Raw genomic sequence first — 24,665 nt, forward strand, 5'->3', positions numbered from 1 at the left:
AGGCCGAGGACTTGCTCACAAAGATTCTGCTCGCGTCCACTGTGTAACTCACAGCAAACAAACAACACACCCGACACGCGTTGTTGGTTGTTGGTGTTGTTTGACATGTTGATAAGGTTACGGCGGTCATGGCGGAGGGGAAACGCCCGGTCTCATTCCGAACCCGGAAGCTAAGCCCTCCAGCGCCGATGGTACTGCACCCGGGAGGGTGTGGGAGAGTAGGACACCGCCGGACAAACGTCACAGTCGAGGGCCGCCCGGAATCGGGTCGGCCCTCGACTGCGTTGCGTCGTTGAATACGACGTACTTAGGAAGGATGTACCTGTGAGTTCAGCACCTCAGGGCGGAGACCGCCCCCGGGGCTATGAAGGCCGGCCCGCGGATCGCGACGGCGGATCCCGCCACGACGACCGCCCGTCGCGCCAGAGCCGGGGAGAGGAGCGGGGCTCTCGCGACGGCGGACGCGACGCCGGATTCGGCGGCGACCGTGGTCGGTCCGGGAGCTTCCGCCGCGACGGTGACCGTCGTGAGGGCGGCTTCCGCTCGGGCGGCGGACCCCGGGGCGAGCGCGGCGACCGCGGGTACGGCGGGCGCGACAACTCCGGTGACCGGCAGCGCACCAGTGGCGGCTTCCGCGGCGCGGAGCGCCGCGGAAGCGACCGGCGTGACAGCGGGTTCCGACGCGACGGCGGCGAGCGTTCGGGTGGCTTCCGGGGCGATGAGCGTCGTGAGGGCGGTTTCCGAGGCGGTGACCGAGCCTCCGGCGGCTTCGCCGACCGTGAGCGCCGTGACGGCTACCGGGGCGGCGACCGCCGCGACGGAGGCTTCCGAGGCAACGATCGACGTGACACCGGCGGCGACCGCCGCGACGGTGGGTTCCGGGGTGGCGACCGCCGTGAGGGCGGCTACCGCCGGGACGCGGACGAGCGGGGCGGTGGCGAGCGCTCGGGTGGCTTCCGTGGTGGTGACCGTCGTGACGGTGGGTTCCGTCGGGACGACCGTCGTGAGGGCTTCAGCGGTGAGCGTCGTGAAGGTGGCTTCCGGGGTGGCGACCGCCGTGAGGGTGGTTCCCGCGACGGTGACCGCCGCGAGGGCGGTTTCCGGGGTGGCGACCGCCGTGAAGGTGGCTTCCGGGGCGGCGACCGTCGGGACGGTGACCGCCGCGAGGGTGGCTTCCGGGGGAACGATCGCCGCGAGGGCGGCTTCCGCGATGGTGAGCGCCGCGAGGGTGGCTTCCCTGGTGCTGACCGTCGGGACGGTGGGTTCCGTGGCGGTGAGCGTCGCGAGGGTTTCAGTGGTGAGCGTCGTGAGGGTGGCTTCCGCGACGGAGGCCGTCGTGAGGGTGGCTTCCGTGACGGTGAGCGCCGTGAAGGTGGTTTCCGTGGTGGCGACCGTCGTGAGGGCTTCCGGGGCAACGATCGGCGTGACGACGGCGGTGAGCGTCGTGAGGGCGGTTTCCGTGGTGGAGACCGCCGGGACGGCGGCTTCCGGGACCGCCGTGACGGTGACGGCTTCGGCGGCGAGCGCCGACAAGGCTTCCGCGACGGTGAGCGCCGTGAGGGCGGCTACCGGGGTGGCGAGCGTCGTGAGGGCGGCTACCGCGATGGTGACCGCGCTCGGGGCGCGGGCGGCTTCGACGGTCGCCGGGGCGGTGGGTTCCGCGACGACCGGGGCGGTGAGCGCCGCTTCGGGCGGGGTGACGACCGGGACGGACGTGCTCCGGCGGAGGAAGGGCGTACCGAGGCGCCGGCGCTCCCCGACGAGATCGTCGCGACCGACCTGGACAAGGACGTCCGCGCCGAACTGCTGTCGCTGGCGAAGCCGGTCGCGGACACCGTCGCCCGGCACCTCGTGGCGACCGGGCAGCTGATCGACGAGGACCCGGCCGGGGCGCTCGCTCACGCGCTGGCGGCTCGTCGGCTCGCGTCGCGGATCTCCTCGGTTCGGGAAGCCGTCGGTCTGGCCGCGTACCACGCGGGGGAGTGGCAGTCGGCCATCGCGGAGCTGCGGACGTACCACCGGATGAGCGGTTCGCAGAACCACCTCGCGGTGATCGCGGACAGCGAGCGGGCACTCGGCCGTCCCGAGCGGGCCATCGACCTGTTCCGGGGCGCGGACCAGGAGAAGCTCGACCCGGCCGTGGCGATCGAACTGCTGATCGTGGCCGCCGGCGCGCGCGGCGACCTCGGCCAGCGGGACGCCGCCGTGGCGATGCTCCAGGTCCCCGACCTGACCAGCGAGACGATTCATCCGTGGACGGCACGGCTGCGGTACGCGTACGCCGACGCCCTGCTGGCCGTGGGGCGGCGGACCGAGGCGCGGGAGTGGTTCTCCCGTGCGGCGGAGGTGGACACCGAGGCGGAGACCGACGCGGCGGAGCGGCTGCTCGACCTCGACGGTGTGGTCATCGAGGGCGACGACGCAGACGAGGCGGCCGAGGCGCTGGCCGGCGGTTCGTCGACCAGCGACGACGGTGACGACGCGCCCGGCGACGAGCCGGCCAGTGACGACGTGACTGGCGACGACGCGGCCGGTGACGACGCGGCAGAAGAGGTGGAGCCGGGCGGCGACGAGCCGGCGGCGGTCGAGGAGCGGACGGACGACCGGCCGAACGACGATCAGCCCGCCGACTCGGGCGCGACGGCTGTGGCGCAGAGCCCGGAGCCCGCAGACGGCGAGCAGGACCCGGTCGCCGACCTCGACGCGGATCGCCGCGCGGCGAACGGGATCGAGAACCCGGAGGCACGGTAGCGATGAGCGGGGACCGGCTGGTGGACGGATACGCCCTGGTCGTGTTCGACCTGGACGGAGTGATCTACCTGATCGACCAGCCGATCCCCGGCGCGGTCGACACGGTGGCCCGGCTGCACGGTGAGGGCCGTGCGGTCGCGTACGCGACGAACAACGCTTCGCGTCGCGCGGCCGACGTGGCCGACCTGCTCACCGGGATGGGCGTCCCGGCGCGACCGGACGAGGTGCTCACCAGCGCCGCCGCCGCCGCTCAGCTGCTGGGTGAGCGCCTCCCCACCGGTGCCCCGGTGCTCGTGGTGGGCGCCGAGGCGCTCCGAACCGAGATCAGCGACGTCGGGCTCACCCCGGTCGCCACGGCCGACGAGGCTCCGGTCGCGGTGATCCAGGGGTACGGCCCGCAGGTGGGCTGGGCCGATCTGGCCGAGGCGGCGGTAGCGGTCCGGGCGGGTGCGACCTGGGTGGCCACGAACACCGACCGGACCCTGCCCAGTGGGCGTGGACCCCTGCCGGGCAACGGCGCGTTGGTGGCCGCGCTGGCCACCGCGCTCGGCCGAGACCCGGACGAGATCGTCGGTAAGCCCGCACCGGAACTGTTCGCCACCGCCGCGCGGCGGGCGGACGGTGGTCGTACCGTGGTCGTCGGCGACCGGTTGGACACCGACATCGAGGGCGCCAACCGGGCCGGGCTGGACAGTCTGCTGGTCCTCACCGGTGTCAGTGACGCCGCCGAGCTGCTGGCCGCGCCCGCCGAGCGACGGCCCACCTACGTCTCGTGGGACCTGACCGGCCTCTTCGACCCCGACTCCGTGGTGCGGGTCCCGGCAGCCGACGCCGACCACGGCGGCTGGCAGGTGACGACCGGCACCGACGAGTGGCGGCTGTCCGGCTCGGGGCGTGCGTTGGACGCGCTCGCCGCGCTCTGCGCGGTGGCCTGGCACAGCCATCCGGCCGGCCCGGTCCGGCCGGCGTCCCCGGAGGCGGCGCAGGCGCTGAAGAAGCTCGGCCTGGCCGCCTGAGGCGGTTTCTCCGCTCAGAGCAGCTTGCGCAGTTTCATCAGGTCGAACGGGTTCGCCTTGATCGACACGCGGCGGTTGGCGACCGCGCGGGTGACGTCGAGATCGCCGCGTACCAGGGCCAACAGGTCGTCACTGGTGGTGCTCAGGGCGATCTTCGCCTTCGGGTCGTCACCGTCGGCGAGTTCCACCAGCCGTCCACCGGTGAGTCGGCCGTGGAAGGCGGTCTCCAGGTCGGTGATCCGGCAGGCCAGGGTGCGGTCCAGGTCCACGCGGTCACGGACGGTCTCCGCGTTGCGTTCGAGTCGGGCGGCCAGATCCTGCAACGCCTGCCGGCACTCGTCCACGGTGGCCACCGATCGCCTCCTCGCCACACCACGTCGTCTCCCGGCACCGTACCGCACAGGGCGCATTCGGCGGCCCGGTAGCGTGACACCTGCACAGCCCTCGGGCGAAAGGACTCAGGCATGCAGGACGCGTGGCGCGCCTACCTCGAACTGGCCATGGGCCTGACGGAGGCGCCCCGGAAGAAGGCGCAGGAGGCGGTACGCCGGGCGATGGGGTCGACCGGAGCGACCGCGGCCCAACTCCAGACGCTCGCCGAGGAGTTGCGGTCCACCGGTGCGGCCAACCGCGAGGCTCTGACGAAGTTGGTGCGGTTCGAGGTGGAGCGGGCGCTCGGTGCGGTGGGCCTGGCCACCGCCGAGGAGGTCGCCGAACTGGACCGTCGGGTGCGTGAGTTGGAACGCCAGCTTCGGGCGGCCGCCGCACCGCCGGTCAGCGGCACGGCGACCGGCCCCGTGACGACCGCCGAAGCCTCCGACACCGGCTCCGTCGGCACCCCACCGACCGCCGCCGCGACCCCACCCACCAAGGCGGTCGCGAAGAAGGCGGTGGCCAAGAAGGCCGTGGCGAAGAAGGCGGTCGCGAAGAAGGCGGTGGCCAAGAAGGCGTCCGGCGCTGTCGCGCGTACCGCTGACGGTGGACCGACGCCGCGCCCGGCGAAGGCCGCACCTCCGCCCGTGGACGGCGACGCGTGATCGGGCGACGGGCAGCATGACCGCGCCGCGACCCGGACCGCCGCCGGGCCCGCGTCCCGGTCCTCCGCCGCCGCGCGGGGCCGACCAGGGCGGGCACGACGACGGCCACCCGGCGGTGGACGCCGCGGTACAGGCGATCGCCAACGCTGCGGACCTCAGTCCCGCCGACCAGATCGCCCAGTACGAGGCCGCGTACCAGACGCTGCGGGAGACGCTGGCCACCATCGACCAGTCCTGAGGAGGCGCGTCCGTCCATGGCACGGCGTAACCGGTTGGACGCCGAACTCGTCCGTCGCGGGTTGGCCCGTTCCCGCGAACAGGCGGTCGCGCTGGTGGAGGCCGGCCGCGTGCACCTGCGGGGGGTGCCGGCCCGCAAGGCCGCCGCGATGGTCGATCCCGCCGATCCGCTGCTGGTCAGTGGTGCCGACCCCGCCTTGGAGTACGTCTCCCGGGGCGGGCACAAGCTGGCCGGCGCGCTCGCCGCGTTCATCCCCGGCGGCCTGACGGTGCGCGGTCGGCGCTGCCTCGACGCCGGTGCCTCCACCGGTGGCTTCACCGACGTGTTGCTGCGCGCCGACGCCGCCGAGGTGGTCGCGGTGGATGTCGGCTACGGCCAGCTGGCCTGGTCACTGCGCAACGATCCCCGGGTACGGGTTCTCGAACGCACCAACGTCCGGACGCTGACCCCGGAGGCGATCGACGGTCCGGTGGACCTGACCGTCGCCGACCTGTCGTTCATCTCGCTGCGACTGGTCCTGCCGGCTCTGGCGGCCTGCACCCGCGCCGAGGGTGACCTGGCGCTGATGGTCAAGCCGCAGTTCGAGGTGGGCCGGGAGCGGGTCGGTGCCGGTGGAGTGGTGCGTGACCCGGAACTGCGTGCCCAGGCGGTGCTGGACGTCGCCGCGACGGCCGGGACGCTGGGGCTGGGGCTGGCGGATCTCGCGGCCAGCCCGCTGCCCGGGCCGAGCGGCAACGTCGAGTTCTTCGTATGGTTACGCCGGGACGCGCCACCGGCCGACCCGCACCGGGTGCGGGCCGTGGTGGCGGCCGGGCCGACCGGCCCGGTGACGTCCGGCGACGGGCCGGGCGAGGGGACGGAGGAGGTGGCCACGTGAGCGAGCGGAGCGCGCGAACCGTCTGGCACGGCAGCGTGGCGGCTCGCGCCGCCGGTGCGCGAACCGTGTGGCACAGCGGCGGGAGCGGTTCTCGGCCGGTTTACCACCCGCACGGTGATGCGGGACGGTCGTCGCGGTGACCCGTACCGCTCTGCTGGTGACACACACCGGCCGCCGACGCAGCACCGAACACGCGCGTACCGTCGCGGCGGACCTGATCGCCGCCGGGTTCGAGGTGCGGGTGGTGGCCGAGGAGGCCGAGGACCTGGACCTACCGGGCGTGGTGCCGGTGACCGGGCTGGAGGCGGCCGAGGGCGCCGAGATCGTCTTCGCGCTCGGCGGGGACGGCACGTTCCTGCGCGCCGCCGAACTGGCCCGCCCGGCGAAGGTGCCGCTACTCGGTATCAACCTCGGGAAGGTCGGCTTCCTCGCCGAGGCGGAGATCGGCGACCTCGACGCGGCGGTACGCGACGTGGTGAGCCGCAACTACAGCGTCAACGAGCGACTCACCCTCGACGTGACCGCCGAGTTCGACGGCGGGCCGACCATCGAGTCGTGGGCGCTCAACGAGATCAGCGTCGAGAAGGGTGAGCGGGCCCAGATGCTGGAGCTGCTCGTCGACGTAGACGGGCGACCGCTGTCCCGGTACGGCTGTGACGGCGTGGTCTGCGCCACCCCCACCGGTTCGACCGCGTACGCCTTCTCCGGCGGAGGGCCGGTGGTCTGGCCCGAGGTGGAGGCGTTGCTGCTGGTGCCGATCAGCGCGCACGCGTTGTTCAGTCGGCCGTTGGTGACGGCGCCCACCTCGACCATCTCGATAACCGTCGACCCGTTCACCACGCTCGCGGTGCTCTGCTGCGACGGGCGGCGGGTCTACGACCTGCCGCCGGGTGCCCGGGTCACCGTGCGCCGGGGCGCCCTGCCGGTGCGGATCGTCCGGCTGCGGGACCGGTCGTTCACCGGGCGTCTGGTGGCCAAGTTCGACCTTCCGGTGCACGGCTGGCGGGGCAACCGCCGCTGACGTCGGCGGTGTCGTCGGCTGGTCAAGTGTCGGGCCACGCGTCTACTGTCGGTTGCTGTGCTGGAGGAGCTACGCATCACCGGGCTGGGCGTCATCGAGGACACGACGCTGCCGCTGACCCGCGGCATGAACGTCATCACCGGTGAGACCGGTGCCGGTAAGACGATGGTGGTGACCGGGCTCGGCCTGCTCTTCGGTGGCCGGGCCGACGCGGGTCGGGTGCGAGCCGAACCGGGCCGTGCCGTGGTCGAGGGTCGGCTGCGCCTCGACGGGCGGGTGGCCGAGACGGTGCACGCCCGGATCACCGACGCCGGAGGCGAGCCCGACGAGGACGGCTGCGTGCTGCTGAGCCGTACGGTCACGGTGGAGGGTCGGTCCCGAGCGCACCTCGGTGGCCGTGGCATGCCGGTGTCGATGCTCGGTGAGGTCGGTGAGCAGGTGGTGGCCGTACACGGCCAGTCCGACCAGCTGCGCCTGCTGCGGCCGGCGGAACAGCGGGCCGCGTTGGACCGGTTCGCCGGCCCGGAGCACGAGAAGCTGCTCGACGCGACGCGGGACGCGTTCACCCGCTGGCGTCGGGTGGTCGACGACCTGGCCGACCGGCGACGCAACGCGCGGGAACGCCACCAGGAGACCGACCTGCTGCGGTTGGGTCTCGACGAGATCACCCGGGTGGATCCGCAACCGGGTGAGGACGACGAGTTGAAGGCGGAGACGCAGCGGCTGGAGCACGCGGAGGGTCTGCGTACCGCGGCCCAACTGGCCCATCAGTGCGTGGCCGGCGGGTTGGAGGCCACCGACGACACCCCCGACGCCTCGACACTGCTGGGCACCGCCCGGCGCACGCTGGAGGCGCAGGCCGCCACCGACCCGGTGCTCGGTGAGTTGGCCGCCCGGCTGGAGGAGGCGGCCACGCTGGTCGCCGACGTCTCGGTGGAACTGTCCACCTACCTCGCCGGACTGGACGCCGATCCGGCCCGGTTGCAGGCGCTGTACGAGCGGCGGGCCGCGCTGCGGGCGCTGACCCGCAAATACGCCGACGACGTCGACGGGGTGATCGCCTGGGCGGAGCGGGCTCGGACCCGACTGTCCGAGCTGGACACCTCCGACGAGTTGCTCGACGAGCTGGACCGGGAGGCGTCCCGGCTGGCCGGCGAGGTGGCCGAGTTGGTCGGCCGACTGTCGGTGTCCCGGCAGGAGGCGGCGGCACGCTTCGCCGAGCAGGTCACCGTCGAGCTGGCCGGGCTGGCGATGCCGCACGCCCGGATCGAGGTGGCGGTGCTGCCCCGACCCGCCGGTCGGACCGAACCGACGTTGTCGGTCAACGGGGTCGACGTGGGTGTCGGGCCGGACGGCGGCGACGAGGTCGAGTTGCGGCTGTTGGCGCACCCCGGCGCGCCGTCGCTGCCGCTGCAACGGGGTGCCTCCGGCGGTGAGCTGTCCCGGGTGATGCTCGCCATCGAGGTGGTCTTCGCCGGCACCTCGGGCCCGCCGACGCTGGTCTTCGACGAGGTCGACGCGGGTGTGGGCGGACAGGCGGCGGTGGAGATCGGCCGGCGGCTGGCCCGGTTGGCCCGCAGTCACCAGGTCCTGGTGGTGACCCACCTGCCCCAGGTCGCCGCCTTCGCCGACCGGCACCTGGTGGTGGCCAAGGACACCGGCGGCGCGGTCACCACCAGTGGGGTCCGGGTGGTGGAGGACACCGAACGGGCCCGGGAACTCGCCCGGATGCTCGCAGGTTTGCCGGACTCGGACCTGGGTATCGCTCACGCGGAGGAACTCCTGGCCGTGGCGGCCAGGGAACGGCGGTCCTGAGGGCCACGATGTGAGCGGAGGCACACCGGCCTTCGCCCATGTGTGCTTCCCTGGGTAGGCGGCCCTGCTCAGGCATGTCGCGACAGATTCGCCTGCCTCACATGCCAGGATGGTCACGATGCGTCTACCCACGTTGCGCCGGGCCCGGAACGCGGAACCGGGACAAATCCTCGGCACCGCCCGCCTCGACCGCCGCACCAAGCGGCTGGTCGGCCGCCTCCGCCCCGGCGACATCGCGATCATCGACCACGTCGACCTGGACCGGGTCGCCGCCGACTCGCTGGTCGCGGTCGGTGTCGGCGCGGTGCTCAACGCCAAGCCGTCGGTGTCGGGCCGTTACCCGAACCTCGGGCCGGAGGTGCTGATCGCGGCGGGCATTCCGCTGCTGGACGACCTCGGCGAAGGTGTCTTCGAGCGGATCCGTGAGGGCGACACGGTGCGCATCGAGGGCAACACCGTCTACCTCGACGACGATCCGGTGGCACACGGCAGCCTCCAGGACGCCGAGAGCGTGGCCAAGGCGATGACCGACGCCAGGGAGGGCCTGTCGGTGCAGTTGGAGGCTTTCGCCGCCAACACGATGGACTACCTCAAGCAGGAGCGTGACCTGCTGCTCGACGGCGTCGGCGTGCCCGACATCGCCACCGAGGTGCAGGGCCGGCACTGCCTGATCGTGGTCCGGGGCTACGACTACAAGGCCGACCTGGATGTGCTGCGCCCGTACATCCGCGAGTTCAAGCCGGTGCTGATCGGTGTCGACGGGGGCGCCGACGCGCTGGTCGAGGCGGGCTACACCCCCGATATGATCATCGGCGACATGGATTCGGTCACCGACGACGTGCTGCGCTGCGGTGCCGAGGTGATCGTCCATGCGTACCCGGACGGGCGGGCGCCCGGGCTTCCCCGGGTCAACGGCCTGGGGGTGCCGGCGGTGACCTTCCCGGCAGCCGCCACCAGCGAAGACCTCGCCATGCTGCTGGCCGACGAGAAGGGCGCCTCGCTGATCGTCGCGGTGGGCACCCACGCCACCCTCGTCGAGTTCCTCGACAAGGGGCGCGGCGGCATGGCCTCGACGTTCCTCACCCGGCTCAAGGTCGGCGGGAAACTGGTGGACGCCAAGGGCGTCAGCCGGTTGTACCGGCAGAGCATCTCGGGGTCGTCGCTGCTGCTGCTGGTGCTCTCGGCGCTCGCCGCCATGGCCTCGGCGGTGGCCGTCTCCACCGTCGGTAAGGCGTACCTGGGTGTGGTCTCCGAGTGGTGGGACAATTTCGTGTTCCAGCTCGGCCAGCTCTTCTAGCTCCCGACCGATCAAGAGGCTTCAAGCGTGATCAACTTCCGGTACCACGTGGTGTCCCTGACCGCGGTCTTCCTCGCCCTGGCGATCGGCCTGGTGGTCGGCACAGCCGCACTCAACGGTCCGGTCGCGGACTCGCTCCGGGAGACCGTCAACGAGCTGCGCAAGGACAACCAGCAGATGCGCCAGGCGGTCCAGAGCATGCAACGGGAACTGGAGCTGGAGGAGGATTTCGCCGCCGAGATCGCCCAGGTGATCCTGCCGGGCACGCTCAGTGGCAAGCGGGTGTTGGTGCTCAGCCTGCCCACCGGCCGTGACCACACCGAGGGCGTGCTCAAGATGCTCGAACTGGCCGGCGCCGACATCACCGGACGCGTCGACCTGCAGGACAAGTTCATCAACCCGGAGAACAACAACGACCTGCTGGAACTGGCGGTCACCGCGGCCCGGCCCACCAACGCGCCGACCGGGGGGCTGCCCGGCAACGGTCACGGCGTCGAGACCTCCAGCGCTCTGCTGGCCACCGTGCTGCTGGACCAGCCCGCCGGTGCCGAGCCGGTCACCGAGGCGGACCGGCGGGCGGTGCTGGCCGCGTACGGCAACGCCAACTACCTGACCACCTCCGACCGGGTCACCAAGGCGGCGGAGGCCGTCGTGGTGGTCAGCGGGCAGCCGTACGTGGACAAGGACTCCGCCAAGAAGGACGAGTCCGTGGTCAAGATCGCCGAGCAGTTCGACCGGACCGGGGGAGTCGTGGTGGCCGGCAACGGCTCGGCCGGTGGCAACCTGGTGGCCTTCGTGCGGGGCGACGCGGTGCTGACCCAGACCATCTCGACCATCGACAACGCCAACACGGTGCAGGGTCAACTGGTCACCACCCTGGCTCTGGTGCAGCAGCTCACCGAGCGCAAGGCCGGTCAGTACGGCGTCAACGACAGCGCCGCCTCGCTGGTGCCTAAACTGCCCCAGTGAACCCGTGCCCGGCGGCCCACCGTGGTGGTGGAAGCGGCCCCGCGCCGCGCGGTCGAGCCGGGTCAGTGATCCGACGAGGCATTCGGTGCCCGATTCCGACGATCTCCGCCGGTTGGCGGGAGGGGATGGCGTGAGTGAGCGGGACGGCGACGTGACGGCCCTCGGTCGACTCCTGGCGGCCGGGATCGGGGCGGTCACCACCCGGTACGCGTTGCGCCAGATCCGTACCTCACCGGCCGCGCCGGAACTGGAACGCACCAACTTCCGTGGACGCACCGTGACCCTGGCCGCCGGCCCGGCGCTCGCGCTGGGCGCCTCGGGCGCCGCCGCCTGCGGGGCGGCGAGCGGGGCGGCCGGGGCGGCCAGCCTGGTGGCCGGGCTCGGTGCCGGTGCCGTGGGGCTCTACGACGACGTCGTCGGCGCCCGGCCGGAGCAGCGGGCCGCCAAGGGCTTCGCCGGGCACCTGGCCGCACTGCGGCAGGGCCGGGTCACCGCCGGCCTCGTCAAGATCGTGGGAGTGGGTGCGGCCGGTCTGGGCGCGGCGGTCCTGCTCGCCGCCGACCCGGGCGTGGCCGGGCACCGCCGCCGACACCGGCAGACGCGGGTGGGGCGGGGCGTCGACGTGCTGCTCGGTGCGGGCGTGGTGGCCGGCACGGCGAACCTGGTCAACCTGCTCGACCTGCGTCCCGGCCGGGCGCTGAAGTCGGGTCTGCTGCTCGGCGCGCCGTTGAGCACCGGCCGGCACGGTGGGATCGCCTCGGGCGCTGTCGGTGCCGCGAGTGGTCTGCTCCCCGCCGACCTCGCCGAGGACGTGATGCTCGGCGACAGCGGTGCCAACGCCCTCGGCGCGGTGCTCGGGGTGGCGATGGCCGCCCGTACCGGCCCGGTCGGTCGGGCCGCGCTGCTCGCCGTACTCGCCGGGCTCACCGCCGCCAGCGAGAAGGTGAGCTTCACGAAGGTCATCGCGAGCACGCCGGGGCTGCGTGAACTCGACGCGCTGGGCCGACGCGCCGACTGACGTGACCAGACCGGCCCCCCTCGCCGGCGCCGGCCGGGTGGCCGGAGCGGCAGCCCTCATCGCCGTCCTCACCGTGCTCAGCAGGCTGGCCGGGTTCGGGCGTACCGCCGTGTTCACCTGGGTGGTGCAGGACAGCGACCTGGGCGCGATGTACCTGCTGGCGAACACCATCCCGAACATCATCTTCGAGATCGTCGCGGGTGGGGCGCTGGCCAGTCTGGTCGTACCGCTGCTCGCCGGTGCGGTCGCGGCGGGTGACCGGCGGACGGTCGGGGCGACCACCGGTGCCCTGCTCACCTGGACCGTGACGCTGCTCGTGCCGTTGGCGTTGCTGGTGGCGTTGGCCGCCGATCCGATCATCGCGGTGCTCGGTGACAGCCGGTCGCCGGAGGAGTTGGCCTCCGCCGCCCGGATGCTGCGGGTCTTCGCACCGCAACTGCCGCTGTACGGCATCGGCATCGTCCTCACCGGGGTGCTCCAGGCGCACCGCCGGTTCGCCTGGCCGGTCATCGCCCCGCTGCTGTCGAGTCTCACCGTGGTCGTCGTCTACCTGGTCTTCGCCGGGGTCGCCGGTACCGGAGCGAGCGTGGCGCAGGCCGGACGCGGCGGTGAGCTGATCCTGTCGGTCGGTACCACCCTCGGCGTGGTGGTGCTCTCCCTGTCGCTGCTGATCCCACTGCGTCGACTGCGGCTGTCGCTGCGCCTCGGGTACGCGTTCCCGGCCGACGCGCGGGCCCGGGTGCGTGGGCTGGCGGTGGCCGGGGTGGTGACGGTCACCGCACAGCAGGTGGCGCTGGCGGCGATCCTCTACCGGCTGGCCAGCGGTCGCACCGAGGCGTACCAGGTGTTCACCCTGGCCCAGACGTTCTACCTGCTGCCCTGGGCGGTGCTGGCGGTGCCGCTGGCCACCGCCGCGTATCCCACCCTGGCCGCGACGGCGGACGCGGACGAGCCGACCTTCCGCGACGTGTTGTCGTCCACGGTGCGCGGGGTGCTGCTGTGCAGTTGCCTCGGTGCCGCGGTCCTGATCGGTGCGGCCGGTCCGATCGGCCGGTTCTTCCCGCTCGACAGCGCCGCGACCGCCGCCGCGATCGCCGGTTACGCACCCGGTCTGCTCGGGTACGGGCTGTTCGCGGTGCTGTCCCGGGCCCTGTACGCCCGGGGCGCGACGCGGGCGGCCACCGCCACCATCACGGTCGGCTGGCTCGCCGTGCCGCTGGTGCTGTTCCCGCTGTCCGCGCTGCTCCCGGTGGCCGATCGGGTGCTGGCGGTGGCGCTGGCAAACTCGGCGGGGATGCTGCTGCTCGGTGTGCTGCTGCTGGTCGCCGTCGCCCGCTCCGCCGGGCGGGAGGCGCTGGCCGGTGCCGGCCGGGCCGGGGGCGCCGGTCTGCTGGCCGGTGGCACCGCCGCCGTCGCGGCGGTGCTGACGCTGCGGCTGCTCGACGCGCAGGGCGACCCCCCGGGTCGGTGGACGGCACTGATGCAGGGCATGCTGTCCGGAGTCCTGGTCGCTGTCGTGTTCCTCGCCGTGCTGTGGCTGGTCGACCGGCAGGACCTGCGGCCACTGCTGGCCGGGCTGGGTCGCCGCCTGCGCCGGTCCCGGCCAGATGACCGGAAGAAGGAGGCGTCCCGGTGAGCGCGAGGAGTGAGCCCGCGAGCCCCGCCGTCGCGAACGGAGAGTCGATCCGGTGAGCGCGACGAACGGGCCGACGGCCGTCGGGGGTCGACCGGGTACGGTCCTGCTGCTCCTGGCCTCCAGCACCGGCGGGGTGGGCCAACATGTCCGGTCGGTGGCGCGTGGGCTGGCCGCCGCCGGTCAGCCGGTGCTGGTCTGCGGACCGGCGGCTACCCAGGAACAGTTCGACTTCGAGGACGCCGGTGCCCGGTTCGCCCCGGTGGAGATCCCGGCGAGTCCCACCCCGGCCGACGCCCGTGCCGTCGGCGTGCTGCGACGCCTGCTCGCCGCCGAGCAGGTCAGCGTGGTGCACGCACACGGGCTGCGCGCCGGTCTGGTGGCGGCGCTGGCCCGGCCGTCTGCCCCGCTCGTGGTCACCTGGCACAACGCGGTGCTCGCCACCGGGATACGCGGCACGCTGTCCCGGCTGGTGGAGCGGGTCGTGGCGCGGGGTGCCCGGGTGACTCTCGGCGCCTCCGCCGACCTGGTGGCGCGGGCCGTCGCGCTGGGCGCGGCGGATGCCCGGCTCGGCCCGGTCGCCGCTCCCGAACTACCCGCGCCGCGTCGCCGTCGGGCGGCCGTGCGCGCCGAGTTCGGGGTCGCCGCCGACCAGCCGTTGATCCTGTCGGTGGGCCGGCTGCACCCGCAGAAGCGCTACGACGTGCTGGTGGACGCCGCCGCCCGGTGGCGGGCCCGCACTCCGCCGCCGGTCGTCGTGATCGCCGGTAGTGGTCCGGCCTACCTGCCACTGGCGGCCCGGATCAGCGCTGCCCGGGCGCCGGTCACCCTGCTGGGACACCGCACCGACGTGGCCGATCTGCTCGCCGGCGCCGACCTCGCCGTGGTCACCAGCGACTGGGAAGCCCGCCAGCTGTTCGCGCAGGAGGCGCTGCGGGCGGGCGTACCGCTGGTGGCGACCGCGGTGGGTGGGCTGCCGGAACTGGTCGGCGACGCGGCGGTGCTGGTGCCACCGGGTGACGTCGACGCGGTCGACGCGGCGGTACGTGGCCTGCTCGACGACGAGGCCGGCCGCGCCGAGCTGGCGCGGCGCGGCGCGGCCCGGGCGGGAACCTGGCCGACCGAGGCGCAGACCCTCGACCAGCTGCTCGCCCTCTACGCCGAGCTGGTCTCCGGCCCGGCCGGTCCGGCCACGCCGGACGCCGACGCACCGTCGACGGGACGTCGGTGATGCTGCGTCGTATCGCTCCGATCGTGCTCACCCTGGTGGTGGTGGCGCTCGGCATCACCGTGCTGGCCGCCCGCCCGCAGAGTCCGCCGGCCCGGCAGAGCGCCGACTACGTGGTGCTGGTCGGCGTGGCCGGGCTGCGGTGGGACGACGTGGACGCGGAGCGGACGCCGACGCTGTGGCGGTTGGCCCGCGAAGGCTCGATCGGGTCGCTGTCGGTGCGGTCCGCGCACCGACCCACCTGCCCGGTCGACGGCTGGTTGACCCTCGGCGCGGGCAGCTTCGCCGCCTGGCCCGGCAGCCGTGGCGCGGACGGGCAGTGCCCGCCCGTCGACGTGACGGTGGAGCAGCCGGACGGCATCGGCGCGAACCTGCCCGACCAGGAGAGCGTCGTCGTGTACAACCAGGACCGGCTGCCGTGGGGGACGGTGCCCGGTGCGCTGTCGGAGTCGGTGCGGTGCTCGGTGGCGGTCGGGCCGGGCGCGGCGGTGGCCGCCGCCCGGCCGTTCGGCCGGGTCGACCGGTACGCGTCGACCCTGCCTGCGGATCCGGCCGGGCTGCTCGGCTCCTGTGTGCTCAGCATCGTCGACCTCGGCACCGTGGAAGGCAGCGATCCGGCGGGGCGGGCAGCGGCGGCCGAAGCCGCGGACGCCCAACTGGCCCGGGTCCTCGACGCGCGCCCGCCGCACTCGCTGGTGATCGTCGCCGGAGTCTCCGACACCGAGCGGCCGTCCCGGCTGCACGTGGCCGTCGCACACGGGCCAGGCTGGGAGGAGGGCTTGCTGACCTCGCCCAGCACCGGCCGGCGCGGCTACCTGCAACTGATCGACCTGGCCCCGACCGCACTGGCCGCCCTGGGCCGTCCGATGCCGGACCGGGCGTTCCTGGGCCGCTCCGCCGAGTCCGTCGGAGGACGGCCGACCGACCTGTCCGCCGCGATCGCCGAACCCGCCGACGCGGACCGGGAGGCCGCCGCCCAGCGGGAGGTGGCCGGCGGGTTCTTCACCCTGCTCGCCGTCGTCCAGGTGGCGCTCGCCGTGGCGGTGCTGCCGCTGCTGCGGCGGGCCCGGCGGCACGCCGGTCCGTACGGGCCGAAACCGGTGCCGCGTGCGGTGGTGGCGACGGTGGAGGTGCTGCTGATCGCCGCCGCGCTCGCGATACCGGTGGCGTTGGTCGTCGAGGTCGCGCCGTGGTGGCGCTTCGCACATCCGGCGGCCTCGTTCGCCGGGCTGACCGCCGTGCTGCTGGCCGCCACGACGCTGCTGGTACGCCTCGCCCCCGGCTACCGCACCACCCTCGGCCCGCTCGGCGCGGTGGCCGGGTTGGCCACGTCGGCCGTCGGCCTGGACGTCGTCACCGGCGCCCGGTTGCAGCTCAACGGGGTGGTGGGCTACTCCGCCCTGGAAGGTGGCCGCTACACCGGCCTCGGCACCGTCGGGCTCGGCGTGTTCGCCGCCGCCGCCCTGCTCAGCGCCGGTTGGCTCGCCCAACGGGTGAACCGCCGCTGGCGACCGACCGTCATGGTGATCGTGGGCGGGGCCGCCGTGGTGATCGTCGGCAGCCCGTACCTGGGTGCCGACTCGATCGGCGCGATCGCCCTGACCGCCGGTGTCAGCGTGGCGGCGGCGATCAGCGCGGGTGGCTGGCTGACCCTGACCCGGCTCGCCTGGGCGACGATGGCCGGACTGGCCGTGACGGTCGGGTTCGCCGTGGTGGACCTGGGCCGGGATCCGGCGGAGCGGGACAGCCTCGGCCGGTTCCTGGCCGCGCTCGGCGACGGTACCGGCGGGCTGACCGTGCAGCGGTCCAGCGCCGCCAGCTTCGAGACGCTGGTCAACAGCCCGCTGACGGTGCTGGCGTTGGCCGGTGCGCTGCTGGTCTGGTTCGCGTTGCTGCAACCCTGGGGCGGGCTGATGCGGCTGTTCGGCATCTACCCGGCGATCCGGGCGGCGATGGCGGGCACCGCGGTGGCGGCGGTGATCGGTGGCCTGCTGGGTGCCGCGGCACTGGACGTGGCCGGGGCCGCCGCCGCCGTGGTGGTGCCGATGGCGGCGCTGTCCGCGCTGCGGGTGCTCGACCATGCCGCGGACCGGACCCGACCGGGAACGGACCGCCCCGCCGACGGCGGACCGACGGGCGACGGCGGGGCATCGGGCGACGGTGGACCGACCGGCGGTGGACCGACCGGTGGTGGGTCGACTGAGGGCGGACCGACCGGCGGTGGACCGGCCGGTGGTGGGTCGACCGGGGGCGGTGGGTCGGGTGCGCGGTCGTCGCCCGAGGTCGCGACCGGGTGACCCGGCGTCGGTACCCCGGGTGCGGCACCGGCGGGCCGCCGGGGAGGTGTTACCGTGGAATCCCGTGGATCGCGTGATCACTTCGCTGATCGGCTCGGCGGTCTGCACGACCGCGACGGACGACACGGGAGCAGGCCTTGGCCCCTTCAGCACGGACGACCAGGCACATATTCGTCACCGGGGGCGTCGCCTCCTCGCTGGGTAAGGGGCTGACCGCCTCCAGCCTCGGCAACCTGCTCACCGCGCGGGGACTTCGTGTGGTGATGCAGAAGCTCGACCCGTACCTCAACGTCGACCCGGGCACGATGAACCCGTTCCAGCACGGTGAGGTCTTCGTGACCGAGGACGGCGCCGAGACGGACCTCGACGTGGGCCACTACGAGCGTTTCCTGGACCGGGCGCTGTCCGGCAAGGCCAACGTCACCACCGGCCAGATCTACTCCGACGTGATCGCCAAGGAGCGGCGCGGCGAGTACCTGGGCGACACCGTCCAGGTGATCCCGCACATCACCAACGAGATCAAGTCCCGGATCCTGGCCATGGCCGACCCGGACGACGACGGTCGTACCCCGGACGTCGTGATCACCGAGGTCGGCGGCACGGTCGGCGACATCGAGTCACTGCCGTTCCTGGAGGCGATCCGCCAGGTGCGGCACGACCTGGGCCGGGACAACTGCTTCTACCTGCACGTCTCGCTGGTGCCCTACCTCGCCCCCTCCGGCGAGCTGAAGACCAAGCCCACCCAGCACTCGGTGGCCCAACTGCGCAGCATCGGCATCCAGCCCGACGCCATCGTCTGCCGTTCCGACCGTGACATCCCGGACAAGCTCAAGCACAAGCTGTCCCTCTACTGCGACGTTGACGCCGAGGCGGTGATCGCCGCACCGGACGCGCCCAGCATCTACGACATCCCCAAGGTGCTGCACCGGGAAGGGCTCGACGCGTACGTGGTGCGCCGACTCGGCCTCTCCTTCCGGGACGTGGACTGGGACGGCTGGGACGACCTGCTGGAGCGGGTGCACCAGCCCCGGCACACCATCACCGTCGCCCTGGTCGGCAAGTACGTCGACCTGCCCGACGCGTACCTGTCGGTCAGCGAGGCGATCCGGGCGGCCGGTTTCTGGCACCGGGCCCGGGTCAATCTGCGGTGGGTGCCCAGCGACGACTGCGTCACGCCGACCGGCGCGGCGGCGGCGCTGGCCGGGGTGGACGGCATCGTCATCCCCGGCGGGTTCGGCGTCCGGGGCATCGAAGGCAAGATCGGCACCGCCCGGTACGCCCGGGAGAACGGCATTCCGCTGCTCGGGCTCTGCCTGGGCCTGCAGTGCATGACCATCGAGGTGGCCCGCCACCTGGCCGGACTGGACGGCGCCAACTCCCTGGAGTTCGACGCCGAGGCGGTGCACCCGGTGATCGCCACCATGGCCGACCAGCAGGACATCGTCGCCGGCAAGGGCGACCTGGGCGGCACGATGCGGCTGGGGGCGTACCCGGCGGTCCTCACCGAGGGGTCGATCGTGGCCGAGGCGTACGGCAGCACCGAGGTCAGTGAGCGGCACCGGCACCGGTACGAGGTGAACAACGCCTATCGCGACCAGCTCGTCAAGGCGGGGCTGCACATCTCGGGCACCTCGCCGGACGGTCGGCTGGTCGAGTTCGTCGAGCTGGACCGCGACCTGCACCCGTTCTTCGTGGCCACCCAGGCGCATCCGGAACTCAAGAGCCGCCCGACCCGGCCGCATCCGCTGTTCGCCGCCTTCGTCCACGCCGCGGTGACGTACTCACAGTCGGACCAGCTCCCGGTGGACCTGGACGACGCCGCCGAGCGGGCCAACCGCAACGGCGCCGCCGCGACGGCGACGTCGGCCTCGTGAGCGAGGTCGAGCACCACTACGAGGTGCGCTCCCGGCAGTCGCGCTACCGCGGACGGATCTTCGAGGTGGTCTCGGAGGAGGTCACCATGCCGGGCGGTGGCACCGCCACCCGGGACCTGGTCCGGCACGTCGGCGCGGTGGCGGTGGTGGCGCTCGACGACGCCGGTCGGGTGGTGTTGATCCGGCAGTACCGCCAACCGGTCGGGCGACGGCTGTGGGAACTGCCGGCCGGTCTGACCGATGTGGCCGGAGAGGACCCGGCGGTCACGGCGGCGCGGGAGTTGGCCGAGGAGGTCGACCTGGTCGCCGGTCGCTTCGACGTCTTGGTCGACCTGCACAGCTCGCCCGGGTTCACCGACGAACTGGTCCGGGTCTTCCTGGCCCGTGACCTCGCCGACGTACCGGCGGGGCAACGCCACGACCGGCACGACGAGGAGGCCGACCTGCAGATCGTCCGGATCGACCTGGACGAGGCGGTCGGGATGGTGCTGGCCGGTGAGATCACCAACGCGTCCTGTGTGGCCGGGCTGCTCGCCGCCGCTCGGGCCCGCGACACCGGCTGGTCGGCGCTACGCCGGGCGGACGTCCCGCTGCCGGGCTGACGGCAGTACCTGACACGCAGGGGCCGGGCGAAGATCGCCCGGCCCCTGCGTGATGTCGCGGATCAGTCGCGCAACGGTCGCCCGTGTGCGTCGACACCACCGTTGACCAGGATCAGGATCCCGTCGATGAGGCCCCAGAGGCTGCCGATTCCGCAGGTCACCAAGGTGACGATGAGCTGGATGACACCGGTCTTGGTGTCACCCATGTAGAACCGGCCGACGCCGAAACCGCCCAGCAGGATCTGCAGGACACCCGCGACGACCTTGCTCTTGTCAGAAACGCCCTGGGGGTGATACCCGGGCTGAGGGGGATAGGTCATGAGGCGACACAATAGTGATCCACCCGCTGGTCTGCGGCACCGGCCTGCCAAAGTGGGACGATGACATCGAACCCTGTCCTGACGGCTGAGGTGACACTCCACCGAGGGGCGCGTTCACACCTGACACACCGTCAACGTCCGCGACCACCAGGTGTCACAGTGCTGGCACCGGCGTCGGGTCGGCCCGCTTAAACTGCCGCCCACGGGACGGTTGTCTGTGGCGGCAAAGGGGCCACCACACTCCGCGTTTGTCGGGGCAGCGGTCCGGCGGAGAGAGGGTCTGCAACGTGAAGGTCGGCATCCCACGCGAGGTCAAGAACCACGAGTACCGGGTGGCGATCACGCCCGCGGGCGTCAACGAGTTCACCCGAGCCGGGCACCAGATCTTCGTCGAGGCCGGCGCCGGGCTCGGGTCGAGCATCACCGACGAGGAGTTCGCCGCCGCCGGAGCCAAGATCCTGGAGAGCGCCGACGAGGTCTGGGACGCCGGGGACCTGGTGCTCAAGGTCAAGGAGCCGGTCGCCGAGGAGTACCACCGGATGCGCGAGGGGCAGGTGCTCTTCACCTACCTGCACCTGGCGGCCTCCCGGGAGTGCACCGAGGCGTTGCTCGACCGGAAGGTCACCGGCATCGCGTACGAGACGGTGGAGCTGCCGGACCGGTCGCTGCCGCTGCTCGCCCCGATGTCCGAGGTGGCCGGACGGCTCGCTCCGCAGGTCGGGGCCTTCCACCTGATGCGTACCGGCGGTGGCCGGGGGGTGCTGCCCGGCGGTGTCTCCGGTGTCTACGCGGCCAAGACCGTGGTCATCGGTGCCGGTGTCTCCGGCATGAACGCCGCCGCGATCGCGCTGGGCCTCCAGTCCGAGGTGCTGCTGCTGGACAAGAACGTCGGCCGGTTGCGGCAGGCCGACGCCATCTACCGGGGCCACCTACAGACCGTCGTCTCCAACGCGTACGAGATCGAGCGGGCGGTGCTGGACGCGGACCTGGTCATCGGGGCGGTGCTGGTGCCCGGGGCGAAGGCGCCGAAGCTGATCACCAACGAGCTGGTCTCCCGGATGAAGCCGGGCAGCGTGCTGGTCGACATCGCCATCGACCAGGGCGGCTGCTTCGAGGACTCGCGGCCCACCACCCACGACGATCCGGTCTACCGGGTGCACGACTCGATCTTCTACTGCGTGGCGAACATGCCCGGCGCGGTGCCCAACACCAGCACCTACGCGCTGACCAACGTCACCCTCCCGTACGCCCTCGAACTGGCCAACCACGGGTGGCGTGAGGCATCCCGCCGCGACCCGGCGTTGGCGCTGGGCCTGAACACCCACGATGGTCAGGTCGTCTACGGCCCGGTCGCCGAGGCGCACGGCCTGTCCACCCTGCCGTTGGCCGAGGTGCTGGCCTGACGGACCAGTGGTCGAGCCCGGACGAGGCCGGCGGGGACGACCAGCCCTCGCCGGCCCTGCGCCGTGCCGTGCGCGGTTACCTCGACCACCTCACCGTCGAACGTGGACTCGCCGCGAACACGCTCGCCTCGTACCGTCGGGATCTCGACCGTTACCTCGGATCGCTGACCGCCGCCGGGGTGACCGACCTGTCGGCGGTCTCCGCCGGCGAGATCGAACGCCACCTGGCCCGGCTGCGCGCCGGTGCCGACGGGCACCCGCCCCTCGCCGCCTCCTCGGCCGCCCGCGCCGCCAGCGCGGTACGCGGACTGCACCGGTTCGCCCTGCGCGAGGGCCTGGCCGCCGCCGACCCGAGCCGCGACGTGCGACCCCCCGCCACACCTCGTCGGCTGCCCCGGGCGTTGCCGGTCGACCAGGTCGTCGCCCTCCTGGAGGCCGCCGGACCGGTCGACGCGGCGGGGGACGCCGCCCCGCTGGCGCTGCGTGACCGGGCGCTGCTGGAGTTCCTGTACGGCACCGGGGCACGGATCTCCGAGGCGGTCGGCACCGTGGTCGACGACGTGGACCTCGACGACGGGGTGACGGTGCTGCGCGGCAAGGGCGGCCGGACCCGGCTGGTGCCGATCGGCGGGTACGCGCTGCGGGCACTCGGCGCGTACCTGGTGCGCGCCCGGCCGGGGTTGGTCGCCGCCGGGCGGGGCAGCCCGACGGTCTTCCTCAACGCCCGGGGCGGCCCGCTGACCCGGCAGGGCGCCTGGACCATCCTGCGCCGGGCGGCCGAGCGGGCCGGGCTGACCGTCGACGGTCCACAGGCCGTGTCGCCACACACGCTGCGTCACTCGTACGCCACCCACCTGCTCGACGGCGGCGCCGACGTCCGGGTGGTGCAGGAACTGCTCGGCCACGCCTCGGTGACCACCACCCAGGTCTATACCCTGGTCACCGTCGAGCGGCTGCGCGAGGTCTATGCCACCGCGCATCCGCGCGCCCGCGACTGAACCTCGACGGTGACCGGCCGTGACCGGGCCCGTCGGGGGACCGGTTGGTGGGCCGGGCACGGCCGGTGCCGGTGCCTGACCTGCCGGTGACCGTTGCCGGCGGCCGACACGCCGAGCGGGTCCGAACGGCCTGCTGGTCGGTGGCGTACAGTCGGCATCGGCGCGGCCTCGCGGAGGAATCGCCGGGGTGCGCAGCGGCGCCGCAAGGACGTCGAGCGGCTCCGACGCCGGAATGGTCGTCGGAAGGGGGCAACGAAGGACATGGCTGGCAACGGTGACCGTGCCGAGACCTGGACGTCGGAGCTCCGCGAGCAGCAGAACGCCCTCGGCTCGGATCTGGGCCCAGCCGATCCGGCCGCCTACACCATGCGTAAGCCGATCCCGGAGCCGATGCCGACCGACCGGCACGGACCGGCCCGGATCATCGCGATGGCCAACCAGAAGGGCGGGGTCGGCAAGACCACCACGACCATCAACCTCGGTGCGGCCCTCGCCGAGTACGGTCGCAAGGTGCTGCTGGTCGACTTCGACCCGCAGGGTGCCCTCTCCGTCGGGCTGGGAGTCAACCCGCACAACCTCGATCTGTCGGTCTACAACCTGCTGATGCAGGACGACGTCACCGCCGAGGACGTGCTCATCAAGACCGACGTGGCCGGGCTGCACCTGCTGCCCGCCAACATCGACCTCTCCGCCGCGGAGATCCAGCTGGTCAACGAGGTCGCCCGCGAGATGGCGCTGGCCCGGGTGCTCAAGAGCGTCCGCAAGGAGTACGACTTCATCCTGATCGACTGCCAGCCGTCGCTCGGCCTGCTGGCGATCAACGCGTTGACCGTCGCCCACGGCGTGCTGATCCCGCTGGAGTGCGAGTTCTTCAGTCTGCGCGGCGTGGCACTGCTGCTGGACACCATCGACAAGGTGCGCGAGCGGCTGAACTTCGACCTGGAACTCGAAGGCATCCTCGCCACCATGTACGACAGCCGCACCACACACTGCCGTCAGGTGCTCCAACGCGTGGTGGAGGCGTTCGGCGACAAGGTCTACCAGACGGTGATCACCAAGACCGTCAAGTTCCCCGAGTCCACCGTCGCCGGCTCGCCGATCACCACGCTCGACCCGGCCTCCTCGGGTGCCCGCAACTACCGTCAGCTGGCCCGCGAGGTGATCGCCGCGCAGGCCGAGCGGTAGGAGGCGCTGAACCGAGGTGTCCCGACCGTGGACTACCGTCGTCGGCGTGAGCGCCCCGTCCCTCGACCCGACCGCTACGGCGGACCCGCCTGTGGCGGCTGACGCACCCGTGCCGGGTGCGCAGGACACCGCGGCGTCGACCGGCGTCGAGCCGACGACCGGCACGGACCCGGAGACGGACGCCAACGGTTTCACCGTCCGGCTGGCCAACTTCACCGGCCCGTTCGACCTGCTGCTGCAACTGATCGGCAAGCACAAGCTCGACGTCACCGAGGTCGCCCTGCACCAGGTGACCGACGAGTTCATCGCGTACATCCGGGCCATGGGCGACGACTGGGACCTGGACGAGGCGAGCGAGTTCCTGCTGATCGCCGCGACCCTGCTCGACCTGAAGGCCGCGCGACTGCTGCCGGCCGCCGAGGTCGAGGATCCGGAGGACCTGGCCCTGCTGGAGGCGCGGGACCTGCTCTTCGCCCGGCTGTTGCAGTACAAGGCGTACAAGGAGGCGGCGGCGCACATCGCCGCGCTGGAGGAGGTCGGCGGTCGACGCTACCCGCGTGCCGTCACCCTCGAACCCCGCTACGCGGAGGCGCTACCCGACCTGGTGCTCGGCATAGGTCCGCAGCGGCTGCTCAAGCTGGCGGTGCGGGCGATGACCCCGAAGCCGATACCCGAGGTGTCCGTCGCCCACGTGCACATGGTCCGGGTCAGTGTCCGGGAACACGCCGGCATCATCGCCGAACGGCTACGTCGGGCCGGTACCGCCACCTTCTCGCTGCTCTGCGCCGACTGTGCGGCCACCCTGGAGGTGGTCGCCCGGTTCCTCGCCCTGCTGGAGCTGTATCGGCAGGGCGTGGTGGCCTTCGTCCAGGAACAGGCGTTGGAGGAGTTGACCGTACGCTGGACCGGCCCCGCCGACGGCGGCCCGGCCCTGGCCATCGACGAGTACGCCGGCACCCCGGCTGAGCCGACAGCCGGCACCCCGGTTGAGCCGACAGCCGGTACCCCGGGGACGGACAGCGTCGCCGACGCGGCACCCACCGGCGGTCCCGACACCGGCGCGGCCGGTGCGACGGAGTGATCGAG

At 72.8% G+C, this 24,665-nt stretch carries 22 protein-coding genes and 1 rRNA gene; 20 read left to right on the forward strand and 3 right to left on the reverse strand.

The genetic code is table 11. The features are described 5' to 3' along the window. The first annotated feature begins 118 nt into the window (after positions 1-118). Positions 119-235: ribosomal RNA gene (gene rrf, locus ACLQ2S_RS24070) — 5S ribosomal RNA — on the forward strand. A gap of 95 nt (positions 236-330) precedes the next feature. On the opposite strand, the gene ACLQ2S_RS24075 is transcribed toward rrf, so the two are convergent. Beyond that, positions 331-1,902 carry a hypothetical protein gene (locus ACLQ2S_RS24075; protein WP_425703086.1) on the reverse strand — a complete coding sequence of 524 codons (1,572 nt, stop codon included), beginning with the start codon at positions 1,900-1,902 and terminating at the stop codon, positions 331-333. Between ACLQ2S_RS24075 and ACLQ2S_RS24080 the strand changes: the two genes are divergently transcribed. Together ACLQ2S_RS24080 and ACLQ2S_RS24085 are read left to right on the forward strand one after the other, a co-directional pair. Then, entirely contained in the window at positions 1,807-2,751 is a 945-nt protein-coding gene (locus ACLQ2S_RS24080) for a tetratricopeptide repeat protein (protein ID WP_425703081.1), read from the forward strand. The genes ACLQ2S_RS24075 and ACLQ2S_RS24080 overlap by 96 nt on opposite strands. Before the next feature lie 2 nt (positions 2,752-2,753). Continuing rightward, complete coding sequence (locus tag ACLQ2S_RS24085) at positions 2,754-3,767, forward strand: HAD-IIA family hydrolase (RefSeq protein WP_425703000.1); 1,014 nt, start codon at positions 2,754-2,756, stop codon at positions 3,765-3,767. 14 nt (positions 3,768-3,781) lie between these two features. Here ACLQ2S_RS24085 and ACLQ2S_RS24090 read toward each other — a convergent pair whose 3' ends face one another. Then, positions 3,782-4,120 carry an SCP2 sterol-binding domain-containing protein gene (locus ACLQ2S_RS24090; RefSeq protein ID WP_425703002.1) on the reverse strand — a complete coding sequence of 113 codons (339 nt, stop codon included), beginning with the start codon at positions 4,118-4,120 and terminating at the stop codon, positions 3,782-3,784. Between the two features lie 111 nt (positions 4,121-4,231). Here ACLQ2S_RS24090 and ACLQ2S_RS24095 point away from each other — a divergent pair, with 111 nt between their 5' ends. The 13 genes from ACLQ2S_RS24095 to ACLQ2S_RS24155 all read left to right on the forward strand — a co-directional run bounded on the left by ACLQ2S_RS24095 (position 4,232) and on the right by ACLQ2S_RS24155 (position 19,673). Then, positions 4,232-4,804, forward strand: coding sequence for a phasin family protein (locus ACLQ2S_RS24095; protein WP_425703004.1), 573 nt, complete (start codon positions 4,232-4,234; stop codon positions 4,802-4,804). A gap of 16 nt (positions 4,805-4,820) precedes the next feature. Further along, entirely contained in the window at positions 4,821-5,042 is a 222-nt protein-coding gene (locus ACLQ2S_RS24100) for a hypothetical protein (RefSeq protein ID WP_425703006.1), read from the forward strand. Between the two features lie 16 nt (positions 5,043-5,058). Continuing rightward, on the forward strand, positions 5,059-5,919 hold the full coding sequence (locus tag ACLQ2S_RS24105; RefSeq protein ID WP_425703008.1) for a TlyA family RNA methyltransferase: 861 nt from the start codon (positions 5,059-5,061) through the stop codon (positions 5,917-5,919). Positions 5,920-6,055: 136 nt separating this feature from the next. After that, positions 6,056-6,940, forward strand: a complete 885-nt coding sequence (locus tag ACLQ2S_RS24110) for an NAD kinase (protein ID WP_425703010.1) — start codon at positions 6,056-6,058, stop codon at positions 6,938-6,940. A 57-nt stretch (positions 6,941-6,997) separates the two neighbouring features. Continuing rightward, on the forward strand, positions 6,998-8,755 hold the full coding sequence (gene recN, locus ACLQ2S_RS24115; protein WP_309223899.1) for a DNA repair protein RecN: 1,758 nt from the start codon (positions 6,998-7,000) through the stop codon (positions 8,753-8,755). Between the two features lie 118 nt (positions 8,756-8,873). Beyond that, positions 8,874-10,052, forward strand: coding sequence for a putative cytokinetic ring protein SteA (gene steA, locus ACLQ2S_RS24120; RefSeq protein WP_155222050.1), 1,179 nt, complete (start codon positions 8,874-8,876; stop codon positions 10,050-10,052). Between the two features lie 27 nt (positions 10,053-10,079). After that, positions 10,080-11,021 (forward strand): copper transporter, encoded by a 942-nt coding sequence (locus ACLQ2S_RS24125; RefSeq protein ID WP_309223900.1) that lies wholly within the window; start codon positions 10,080-10,082, stop codon positions 11,019-11,021. Between the two features lie 151 nt (positions 11,022-11,172). Further along, the gene (locus ACLQ2S_RS24130; RefSeq protein WP_309223908.1) at positions 11,173-12,039 is read left to right on the forward strand and encodes a hypothetical protein; all 867 of its coding nucleotides are present in this window, start codon (positions 11,173-11,175) and stop codon (positions 12,037-12,039) included. Between the two features lies 1 nt (position 12,040). Beyond that, positions 12,041-13,675 carry a murein biosynthesis integral membrane protein MurJ gene (murJ, locus tag ACLQ2S_RS24135; RefSeq protein WP_309223901.1) on the forward strand — a complete coding sequence of 545 codons (1,635 nt, stop codon included), beginning with the start codon at positions 12,041-12,043 and terminating at the stop codon, positions 13,673-13,675. Between the two features lie 52 nt (positions 13,676-13,727). Beyond that, entirely contained in the window at positions 13,728-14,903 is a 1,176-nt protein-coding gene (locus tag ACLQ2S_RS24140; RefSeq protein ID WP_309223902.1) for a glycosyltransferase family 4 protein, read from the forward strand. Then, the gene (locus ACLQ2S_RS24145) at positions 14,903-17,197 is read left to right on the forward strand and encodes a hypothetical protein (protein WP_425703014.1); all 2,295 of its coding nucleotides are present in this window, start codon (positions 14,903-14,905) and stop codon (positions 17,195-17,197) included. Before ACLQ2S_RS24140 ends, ACLQ2S_RS24145 begins: the two co-directional genes overlap by 1 nt. 137 nt (positions 17,198-17,334) lie before the next feature. Continuing rightward, positions 17,335-19,071: a CTP synthase gene (locus ACLQ2S_RS24150; RefSeq protein WP_155222051.1), complete on the forward strand. Its 1,737-nt coding sequence runs from the start codon at positions 17,335-17,337 to the stop codon at positions 19,069-19,071. Further along, positions 19,068-19,673 (forward strand): NUDIX domain-containing protein, encoded by a 606-nt coding sequence (locus tag ACLQ2S_RS24155; protein WP_425703017.1) that lies wholly within the window; start codon positions 19,068-19,070, stop codon positions 19,671-19,673. The genes ACLQ2S_RS24150 and ACLQ2S_RS24155 overlap by 4 nt, the downstream gene beginning before the upstream one ends. Positions 19,674-19,735: 62 nt before the next feature. Here the strand turns inward: ACLQ2S_RS24155 and ACLQ2S_RS24160 are convergent, their stop codons facing one another. Continuing rightward, positions 19,736-19,993: a TM2 domain-containing protein gene (locus tag ACLQ2S_RS24160; RefSeq protein WP_196222644.1), complete on the reverse strand. Its 258-nt coding sequence runs from the start codon at positions 19,991-19,993 to the stop codon at positions 19,736-19,738. Between the two features lie 287 nt (positions 19,994-20,280). On the opposite strand from ACLQ2S_RS24160, the gene ald reads away from it, so the two are divergent. From ald to ACLQ2S_RS24180, 4 genes are all read left to right on the forward strand, one after another. Further along, a complete protein-coding gene (gene ald, locus ACLQ2S_RS24165; protein WP_425703019.1) occupies positions 20,281-21,396 on the forward strand; it encodes an alanine dehydrogenase in 1,116 nt (371 codons plus the stop codon). Further along, positions 21,393-22,394 carry a site-specific tyrosine recombinase XerD gene (locus ACLQ2S_RS24170; RefSeq protein ID WP_155222054.1) on the forward strand — a complete coding sequence of 334 codons (1,002 nt, stop codon included), beginning with the start codon at positions 21,393-21,395 and terminating at the stop codon, positions 22,392-22,394. Before ald ends, ACLQ2S_RS24170 begins: the two co-directional genes overlap by 4 nt. A gap of 261 nt (positions 22,395-22,655) precedes the next feature. Further along, the gene (locus ACLQ2S_RS24175) at positions 22,656-23,579 is read left to right on the forward strand and encodes a ParA family protein (protein WP_155222055.1); all 924 of its coding nucleotides are present in this window, start codon (positions 22,656-22,658) and stop codon (positions 23,577-23,579) included. Between the two features lie 46 nt (positions 23,580-23,625). Next, positions 23,626-24,660 carry a segregation and condensation protein A gene (locus ACLQ2S_RS24180; RefSeq protein WP_309223905.1) on the forward strand — a complete coding sequence of 345 codons (1,035 nt, stop codon included), beginning with the start codon at positions 23,626-23,628 and terminating at the stop codon, positions 24,658-24,660. The last annotated feature ends 5 nt before the right edge of the window (positions 24,661-24,665 follow it).

The sequence above is a fragment of the Micromonospora sp. DT48 genome, from assembly GCF_049844495.1.
Taxonomy (GTDB): Bacteria; Actinomycetota; Actinomycetes; order Mycobacteriales; family Micromonosporaceae; genus Micromonospora.

Coding starts and splice junctions, on each gene's coding strand:
- ACLQ2S_RS24160 (WP_196222644.1), bottom strand. CDS start 19,993: ATGACCTATCCCCCTCAGCCCGGGTATCACCCCCAGGGCGTTTCTGAC.
- ACLQ2S_RS24175 (WP_155222055.1), top strand. CDS start 22,656: ATGGCTGGCAACGGTGACCGTGCCGAGACCTGGACGTCGGAGCTCCGC.
- ACLQ2S_RS24095 (WP_425703004.1), top strand. CDS start 4,232: ATGCAGGACGCGTGGCGCGCCTACCTCGAACTGGCCATGGGCCTGACG.
- ACLQ2S_RS24145 (WP_425703014.1), top strand. CDS start 14,903: ATGCTGCGTCGTATCGCTCCGATCGTGCTCACCCTGGTGGTGGTGGCG.
- ACLQ2S_RS24105 (WP_425703008.1), top strand. CDS start 5,059: ATGGCACGGCGTAACCGGTTGGACGCCGAACTCGTCCGTCGCGGGTTG.
- steA (WP_155222050.1), top strand. CDS start 8,874: ATGCGTCTACCCACGTTGCGCCGGGCCCGGAACGCGGAACCGGGACAA.
- ACLQ2S_RS24100 (WP_425703006.1), top strand. CDS start 4,821: ATGACCGCGCCGCGACCCGGACCGCCGCCGGGCCCGCGTCCCGGTCCT.
- ACLQ2S_RS24085 (WP_425703000.1), top strand. CDS start 2,754: ATGAGCGGGGACCGGCTGGTGGACGGATACGCCCTGGTCGTGTTCGAC.